The sequence below is a fragment of the Yoonia sp. R2-816 genome, from assembly GCF_046762905.1.
Classification (GTDB): Bacteria; Pseudomonadota; Alphaproteobacteria; order Rhodobacterales; family Rhodobacteraceae; genus Yoonia.
Window position 1 is genome coordinate 1 of the sequence record NZ_JBKQXN010000039.1, and the last position, 1,381, is coordinate 1,381.

The 1,381-nt window shown below is 50.6% G+C and carries 2 protein-coding genes; both read right to left on the reverse strand.

What is annotated here, in order from left to right:
- Positions 1 to 267 (reverse strand): LysM peptidoglycan-binding domain-containing protein (locus ACFWW2_RS00610; RefSeq protein ID WP_393925424.1); only part of this gene is annotated, 267 nt, incomplete at its 3' end.
- A gap of 296 nt (positions 268 to 563) precedes the next feature.
- Positions 564 to 980 carry a helix-turn-helix domain-containing protein gene (locus ACFWW2_RS00615; protein ID WP_393925425.1) on the reverse strand — a complete coding sequence of 139 codons (417 nt, stop codon included), beginning with the start codon at positions 978 to 980 and terminating at the stop codon, positions 564 to 566.
- Between the last annotated feature and the right edge of the window lie 401 nt (positions 981 to 1,381).

A 1,381-nucleotide genomic window follows, 5' to 3' on the forward strand; every position in this document is an offset into this window, starting at 1 on the left:
GCGTGCCGCAGCAATGCGCGACAACGTATCACCCGCGACAATGGTATATGTGCAGTTCGCGGCAGCCGGTGTGTTGGCGCCACCTGTCGCATCAAGCGGAGCGCGCGTGCGGTTCAGGGCTTCACGAAAATCGGTTTCCGGCGCTGCAGTTGAACGCAGCGCGGCTGTGCGGTCAGCAGCGAACAACGCCTGCCAGTCCGGGCAGCGAATCAACTCACCGGAGAAGGCGAGTGTGGGAAGGAGTGTTATGAGCGCGGCTAATCTCAATCTGACCTCAATCATTGCAATGGAACTAGTGCTATAGCATGGATTTTGAGGGGTCAACCGACAATACATTGGATATGGACAACCATATTGGTGCCGCGTCGCGAAATGCTTAGCAAAATCAGACTCTCATGATTGTTCAGCACGAGTCCAATTGAGTTAATCTATGGTTATATTGGCGCCAGCTATAAGTGTCGTGATTCGACCGGATATTCGAAGCGTCTCTTTGTATCGGGCCACGAATAACCGTGGCGACTAAGCAGCTTATGGCTGAACTTCCAGGAATGGCTGGACGTCGATTAAGAACGAATGACAAATAAATCCGCTATAGTCATATCTAGGCCGATTGCGACAGACTGAAGTACATCTACCGTCGCCGCCTTGCTGCATTTTTCAATACTCGTAACGGTGGAAATTGAGATGCTTGCACGGCGGCTCAAGTCCTCTTGCGACAGCCCAAGTTCCTTCCGTCTCAACTTAACATTGTTGGCAAGAATGGTCCGCGCTTCTCTAATAGCATCTAAATCCGCCATTTCTTTCCCAAGCTGTATGATTTGATGAACGCTAACATCCAGCGCGCTCGCAATTTTTTCAAGCGAAGACAGCGCTACACCACGTTTGGCACCTTCAACTTGGTTAATTGTCGCCACAGACATTTTCGTTGAGCTTGCGAGATCATGTTGGGAAAGGCCGGCCCTGGAGCGTAGGCGCTTCATCCCTGCTCCAAAGAGCTTGAGTGTGTCCTGATGTGGCTGCGTCATACGCCGTCAGTCGCATATTCGTTTCAATTCGTTTATGACTAAGAATTAAAACGTCGGTATCGCGATGGCCGCCGGTGCGATCTATTCCCCAGAGAAAGCACTATGTGAAGTGCTGGCGCCAAATTTTGGCTTGGAAGCCTCTGACTATGGCCACACCTTCAGATCTCAGGACGAACTGTTCCGTATCGTTGCCATCAACCCTAACAGATCCAAGTATCTGAATTAGTCTCGATGTGATCTGACACCGCCCCCTTCTCAGCAAGCTGAAATGGGGACGGCACATCTCTTGATGGAGATGATGGTTGTCCGTTTTGATGGAGGTGCAAACCAAACCATCAAAGGAAACCACAATGTTG